Origin of the sequence: Streptomyces sp. NPDC001904 (assembly GCF_040297005.1) — a bacterium.
Classification (GTDB): domain Bacteria; phylum Actinomycetota; class Actinomycetes; order Streptomycetales; family Streptomycetaceae; genus Streptomyces.
In genome coordinates, this window is the sequence record NZ_JBEOYI010000008.1 from 350,927 (window position 1) to 357,879 (window position 6,953).

Genomic DNA, 6,953 nt, shown 5'->3' on the forward strand with positions numbered 1-6,953 from the left:
GAGCGTGAGGAACAGACAGTGATTTCCGGGCCCGACCCTGCGGGCCCGTCAGTGCGTCCCCCGACACCCCGACAGCACACGAACATAGTTGAGCCGGAGTCAATTCAGAAGGGGCAGGTTCCGCACGGAGCGCCCCCCGAACGGAGTACGCGCCGATTCCGCCCCGATTGCACCTCTCGCGCCCACCCCCATGCCCCGCGCTGACCTGCGGTTCTGTCCGGAACGCCGGGCGCGCGCCGCCCCGTTGGGGGCGCGTTCCGGCGCTCTTCACCGGGCACACAATTTGCCGGGGCTGTGGACAAAATCAAGGGTCCGATGCGTCATGGGACGGTGACGATGCCAAGGACGCCATCCCCGGAGCCGAAGCAGGACCCTGCCCGCATCCTGGTCGTCGGCGGCGGTTATGTCGGGATGTACACCGCCCTGCGCCTCCAGAAAAGGCTCAAACACGAACTCCGGGGCGGCGCCGTGGAGATCGTCGTCGTCACCCCCGACCCGTACATGACGTACCAGCCGTTCCTGCCGGAGGCCGCCGCCGGATCCATCTCCCCGCGCCACGTGGTCGTCCCGCTGCGCCGGGTCCTCGGCCACTGCCGGGTGATCGTCGGGGAGGTCGTCTCCGTCGACCACGCCAAGCGCACGGCGATGTACACCACCCTCGCCAGCGACGAGGAGGGCACCGGCCCGGCCCCGCTGCGCTACGACGAACTGGTCCTGGCCCCCGGCTCGGTCTCCCGCACCCTGCCGGTCCCCGGCCTCGCCGACCACGGCATCGGCTTCAAGACGGTCGAGGAGGCCATCGGCCTGCGCAACCACGTCATCGAGCAGCTCGACATCGCCTCCTCCACCCGCGACCCGGCGGTCCGCGACGCCGCGCTGACCTTCGTCTTCGTCGGCGGCGGATACGCGGGAGTGGAGGCGCTCGGCGAGCTGGAGGACATGGCCCGGTACGCGGCGAAGTACTACCACAACGTCAAACCCGAGGACCTGAAGTGGATCCTGGTCGAGGCGTCGGGCCGGATCCTGCCGGAGGTCGGTCCGGAGATGGGCCTGTACACGATCCGCGAACTGCGCGGCCGGAACATCGACGTACGCCTCGAAACCCGCCTGGAGTCCTGCGAGAACCGGGTCGCGGTCCTCTCCGACGGCTCCCGCCTCCCCACGCGTACGGTCGTGTGGACGGCCGGGGTGAAACCGAGCCCCCTGCTGGCCGCCACCGACCTGCCGCTGACCGACCGCGGCCGGCTCCGGTGCACCCCCGCGCTAGCCGTCGACGGCGCGCCGCACGCCTGGGGAGCGGGCGACGCCGCGGCGGTCCCGGACGTCACCGCGCCGGGCAAGGAGTGCGCGCCCAACGCCCAGCACGCGGTCCGCCAGGCCAGGACGCTCGCCGACAACATCGCGGCCTCCCTGCGCGGCGCACCGCTGACCGACTACCGGCACGCGTACGTGGGTTCCGTGGCCTCGCTCGGTCTGCACAAAGGTGTCGCGCACGTCTACGGACGCAAGGTGAAGGGCTACCCTGCCTGGTTCATGCACCGCGTTTATCACCTCAGCAGGGTGCCCACCGCCAACCGGAAGGCCCGCGTCCTGACCGAATGGTCCCTGTCCGGCCTGTTCAAGCGGGAGATCGTCTCGCTCGGCTCGCTGGAACGACCACGCGCCGAGTTCGAACTGGCGGCCGGTGACCTCCCCCCTGAGGACCCTTCCGCCCCACCCTCCGGAGTTCCCAAAGAGTCTCCCTGACATCGGCCACCTCTTCAGTTGACGCCCTGCTGACCGGAGCGCGGAACTCCCTTCCGTGCACCGGCGTCTGACGTTTGTCAGTACGGTCGGCCAGACTGGTCCACGACCATGGGCGGGCCCTGCGCCCTCCCTCGACCCCACGAGGCCTTTCCCAAGTGAACTTCACGCGCTGGAGCGCCCGACTTCCCGGAACGCAGCGCCGCGCCGCAGCGCGGGCCGACCACGGCGTACCCCAGCGAGGCGACGGCGCGGTGCCGCCCGCCCGCGCCGAGCACCTGCCCGACGACGGCCCGTCCCCCGCGGAGGACCCCGAGGGCGCGGGCGGCGCGGGGGTGGACGGGCTGCCGGTCCGCGCCGTCCTCGACCGCATCCCGGGCCTGGTCGCCCTCGTGCACGGACCGGATCACCGCGTCGCGTACGTCAACGACGCCTATGTCGCCGCCTTCGGCGACCGCCCGCCCGGCGCACCGGCCCGCGAGGTCCTGCCCGAGCTCGACGAGCTGAGCCTGCTCCCGCTCCTCGACCAGGTCCTGCGCAGCGCCAAACCCCGTACGGTCAAGTCCCGCAGGACGTCCGGCGGCCGCTCGTACACGGTGACCTGCACCCCGCTGGAGACCGCCGAGGGACCCGGCGTCCTGGTCTTCGCCGCCGACGTCACCGACCACGCGGAAGCGGCCGAGCGGCTGCGCACCAGCGAGCGCAAGCAGCGCGAGACCGCGGTCACCCTCCAGCGCTCGCTGCTCCCCCAGGAACTGGAGGAGCCCGACGACCTGCGCATCGCCGCCACCTACCAGCCCGGCGGCACCGAGGCCGCGGTCGGCGGCGACTGGTACGACGTCATCACCCTCGGCGGCGGCCGCACCGCGCTCGTCATCGGCGACGTCATGGGCCGGGGGGTGCGCGCCGCGGCGGTGATGGGCCAGCTCCGCACGGCGGTCCGTGCCTACGCGCGCCTGGACCTGCCGCCGCACGAGGTACTGCAACTCCTGGACGGGCTCGCTACGGAGATCGACCCGCAGCAGATCGCCACCTGCGTCTACGCCGTCCACGACCCGAACGAGGGCCGCCTCGTCTACGCGTCGGCGGGCCACCTCCCCATCCTCGTACGGGACGAGAACGGCACGATCCACCGCGGCGACGAGCCGACCGGCCCGCCGCTCGGCACCGGCGGCTGGCTGCACGCGTCGGGCTCGGTGCCGCTCGGCCCGGGCTCGACCGCGGTCCTCTACACCGACGGCCTGGTCGAGCGCAGGGACGAGGACATCGACGAGGGCGTGGCCGCGCTCGAACACGCGCTGTCCGGCGCGACGGGCACCCCGCAGGTGATCTGCGACCGGCTGATCCGGGCCGCGGGCGTGACCGCCGACCACGACGACGACGTGGCGGTCCTGGTCCTCCAGCACCCGGCCCGCAAGGGCTCCGACGGCGAGCTGTTCCGCAACGCGGCGCTCGAACTCCTCGGCGGCATCGAGGCGGCCCCGCGCGCCCGCGCCTTCGCCTCGGGCGTCCTCACCAGCTGGCGCTTCGCCCCCGAACTGCACGACCTGGGCGTCCTGGCGGCCAGCGAGCTCGTGGCGAACTCGCTCCAGCACGGCATCCCGCCGATGCGCCTGCGGCTGCGCCGCACCGACCGCCGCCTGATCGTCGAGGTCACCGACGGCGACGACCACCTTCCGCGCCGCCGTCGCGCGGAACCGGCGGACGAGACGGGCCGCGGCATCGCCATCGTCGCGACCATCGCCTCGAACTGGGGATCGCGCCGCACACCGGGCGGCGGCAAGGCGGTGTGGTGCGAATTCGTGCTGCCGGACAGACCGTAGGGGCGCACGCCCTGCTGCGGAGACCCTGGGCAAGGCGGCCCCGGGCTGCTATCAGCTCCGTATGACAGACGCAGCAGATGCCGCACCCGTCTCCGCACCCGTCTCCGTACCCGTCTCAGGTTTTCGCCCCACCGGCAGCGCCCCCGAGCGCTACGAGCAGTACGTCGCCCCCCTCATGGCCCCCTTCGTCACCGCACTCGTGGACGCCGCCGGACTGTGCCCCGGCGACACCGTGCTCGACCTGGCCTGCGGTACGGGGTTCACGGCCCGGCTCGCGGCGGCCCGGGTCGGTCCGACGGGCCGGGTGCACGGCACGGACGTCAGCCCCGGGATGCTGCGGGTGGCGGTGGCGCACCGGCCGCACCTGTACCCCGACATCGAGTTCGCCGAGGCGCCGGCCGACCGGCTGCCGCACGGCGACGGCGCGTTCGACGCGGTCCTGTGCCAGCAGGGCGCCCAGTTCTTCCCGGACCTGACGGCCGTGTGCGCGGAAGCGGCCCGGGTGACCGCGCCGGGCGGCCGCTTCGCCGCCACGACCTGGAGCCACCTGGACCGCTCCCCGTACTTCCTCGCCCAGCGGGAGACCCTCGCCGAACACGCGGGCGAACAGGCGGCGGCCGACTTCACCCGCGCCTTCGCCGTCACGGGCGACGTCCTCACGACCGCCCTGCGCCGGGCGGGCTTCCATGAGGTGGAGTCACGCCCGATCACGCTCGACGTGACGCTCCCGCCCCTCACCGACTACGTGCCCGGCCATTTCTCGGCACTGCCGTGGAGCACGCTCGCCGCGCCGGACGCCCTGCGCGAGGCGGGCGACCTCTTCGCCGCCCGCTTCGCGGACCGGGCGGCCCCCGACGGCTCGGTGACGCTGCCCTTCACGGCGACGCTGACGACGGCGGTCCGCTGACCCGCGCCCCGCTCAGGCGTCGGCGGCCGCGGGCTCCGGCTTGCTGACCCGCACCACACGGGCGCTGGCGAGCGACGGCTGGTCCTGGAGCGGGGTCAGCCGCTTGCCGAGCCGCAGCGCCAGCACGGTGATGCCCAGCGAGAACAGCAGGAACGTCACGATGTACGGGCCGTGCAGCGCGGCGCCCATGGGCCCGCCGACGGCCGGCCCGACCGCGAGCGCGAGCTGCTTCACCAGCGCGAAGGCCGAGTTGTACGAGCCGACCATCCCCGCGGGGGCGAGGTCGGCGACCAGCGGCGCCACGGTCGGCGACAGCATCGCCTCACCGAGCCCGAAGAGCGCGTACGTGGAGACGAACGCGGCGGTGGCCATGGCCTGGCTCGCATGTCCGAGCCCCGCGTAGCCCGCGGCGATCCACGCGACGGCCCAGATGAGCCCGACACCGGCGATCACCCGCGAGCGCTTGCGGCGCTCGACGAACTTCAGCACGGCGAACTGCGCGACGACGATCATCGCGGTGTTGGCGGCGAGCGCGATCCCGAGCGTGGACGCCGAGATCCCGGCGGCCTCGACGCCGTAGGCGCTGAGCCCCGACTCGAACTGCCCGTAACAGGCGAAGAACAGCACGAACCCGAGTCCGCACAGCTGCACCATCGCCCGGTGCCCGAGCAGCGTCCGCAGCCCGCCCCTGGCCGCGTCCTTCGGCGCGGCCTCACCGAGCGCGGCGCCCTCCGGCATGCGCACGGTCCACACGATCGCGGCGAGCACGAGGAACATCACGGCCTCGATGGCGAACAGCCGCAGGAAGCTCTCCGGGCGGCTCTCGTCGACGATCTGGCCGCCGATGAGCCCGCCGATGCCGAGCCCGAGGTTCTGCAGGAAGAACTGGGTGGCGAAGGACCGCGTCCGCGTCTCCGGCGTCGAGCACCACACGATCATGGTGGCGAGCGCCGGCTGCAGCACCGCGGTTCCGGCGCCGAGGACGGCGGCGGCCCCGATGGCCGCGGTCTCCGTGCTCGCGAGCCCGAGCCCGAGCGCCCCGACGGCCGCGACACCGGACGCCACGAGCAGTACGGGCATGGGGCCCCGTCGGTCGATGGCACGGCCGGTGAAAGGCAGGACGACCAGGGCCGCCATCGCGAACGCGGCGAGCACGATCCCCGCCGCACTGGCGCCCAGATCCCGCACTTCCGCCACGTAGACGTAGAGGAACGGAACCGTGAAGCCCACGCCGAACGAACTCAGCGCGCTACCCACCTGCACACGCCGCATCGCGGCGCCCATCGCCCTGGTCACTTTCACCTGCCCTTTCACACAACGAAGAAGCCCCCAGGGAGACCGGCCAGCGCTCAACCCTGAAGACTTCGAAGCTAAAGTTAGAAGCTAAACAATACATACCGAAGGACTTCAACGCCAACCAGCGCCGTGCCATACTTCGCCGCATGGCAGCCGAGCCGACCATCGAAGAACAGATCGCCGCGTACCAGCGGGAGTTCCAGGACCTCGACCCCCAGGTCGAGCAGATCGTCTCGGCGCTGGGCAGACTCAACCGCCGGATGAACGTCGCGTACGGCCGGCAGACCTCCGAGATCGGCATCAGCAACACCGAGTGGGAGGTCCTCAAGGCCCTGGTCCTCTCGGGCGCCCCCTACCGCCTGGGCCCCGGCGACCTGGCGAAGCGGCTCGGCCTCACCCCGGCCGCGATGACCCACCGCATCGACCGCATGGTCCAGGAGGGCCTGGTCACCCGGGACCGGGACGAGAACAACCGGGTCCGCGTCATCGTGGAGCTGACCGCGGACGGCCGCGAGAAGTGGCTCGCCGCCATGCGACTGGCCACGGTCTTCGAGGAGGACCTCCTCCAGGACCTCTCCCCGACGGAGCGCACCGCCCTCGGCGAGGTCCTGACCCGCCTCCTGCGCCGCGTGGAGCACGCCCAGCCGGACGCGGGCGGCCGGCTCAACGACCTTGACTGAGACAGTCAGGGTGGGGGTTGACACGGGTCCGCCGGATCCGTAAAGTTCTTCGGGTTGCCGCGGAGCCGTAACGGTTCTCCGACAGCACCTCCAGCCGCTGAAGCGGCACTCAAACACCAGCACGATCTCCCAGAGCGGGATTGTTTTCGGCGTGTCCGAATTCAATTCGAAATTGGGTTGCGAACGTCCCGATCACCTCGATTAGGAACTGCCGCAGGGATCCGCTAAAGTTTGAGACGTCGGAACGGCCCAACAGGCCGGAAAGACAAGCCCCCTGACTGGGAATCAGGCCCGAAAGGATCTGATAGAGTCGGACTCGCCGGAAAGCCGAAAGGCCGGAAAGCGAAGCAAGACCCCGAGGAAATCGGCCGGTGAAACGGTCTGATAGAGTCGGAAACACGAAATACCAAAGGGAAGCGCCCGGAGGAAAGCCCGAGAGGGTGAGTACAAAGGAAGCGTCCGTTCCTTGAGAACTCAACAGCGTGCCAAAAATCAACGCCAGAT

6 protein-coding genes are annotated in these 6,953 nt (G+C 71.4%); 4 read left to right on the forward strand and 2 right to left on the reverse strand.

The features are described 5' to 3' along the window. Window positions 1–336: 336 nt before the first annotated feature. The 3 genes from ABT127_RS16680 (at window position 337) to ABT127_RS16690 (ending at window position 4,473) form a co-directional block, all read left to right on the forward strand. Window positions 337–1,746 (forward strand): NAD(P)/FAD-dependent oxidoreductase, encoded by a 1,410-nt coding sequence (locus ABT127_RS16680; RefSeq protein ID WP_351449853.1) that lies wholly within the window; start codon window positions 337–339, stop codon window positions 1,744–1,746. A 155-nt stretch (window positions 1,747–1,901) separates the two neighbouring features. Next, complete coding sequence (locus ABT127_RS16685; RefSeq protein ID WP_351449856.1) at window positions 1,902–3,566, forward strand: ATP-binding SpoIIE family protein phosphatase; 1,665 nt, start codon at window positions 1,902–1,904, stop codon at window positions 3,564–3,566. A gap of 61 nt (window positions 3,567–3,627) precedes the next feature. Continuing rightward, window positions 3,628–4,473 (forward strand): class I SAM-dependent methyltransferase, encoded by an 846-nt coding sequence (locus ABT127_RS16690; protein WP_351449859.1) that lies wholly within the window; start codon window positions 3,628–3,630, stop codon window positions 4,471–4,473. A 12-nt stretch (window positions 4,474–4,485) separates the two neighbouring features. Here ABT127_RS16690 and ABT127_RS16695 read toward each other — a convergent pair whose 3' ends face one another. Further along, a complete protein-coding gene (locus ABT127_RS16695) occupies window positions 4,486–5,757 on the reverse strand; it encodes an MFS transporter (RefSeq protein ID WP_351449914.1) in 1,272 nt (423 codons plus the stop codon). A gap of 158 nt (window positions 5,758–5,915) precedes the next feature. Here ABT127_RS16695 and ABT127_RS16700 point away from each other — a divergent pair, with 158 nt between their 5' ends. Then, the gene (locus tag ABT127_RS16700; protein ID WP_351449862.1) at window positions 5,916–6,449 is read left to right on the forward strand and encodes a MarR family winged helix-turn-helix transcriptional regulator; all 534 of its coding nucleotides are present in this window, start codon (window positions 5,916–5,918) and stop codon (window positions 6,447–6,449) included. Between the two features lie 109 nt (window positions 6,450–6,558). On the opposite strand, the gene ABT127_RS16705 is transcribed toward ABT127_RS16700, so the two are convergent. Next, the coding region (locus ABT127_RS16705; protein WP_351449865.1) for a hypothetical protein at window positions 6,559–6,953 on the reverse strand (395 nt) is incomplete at its 5' end.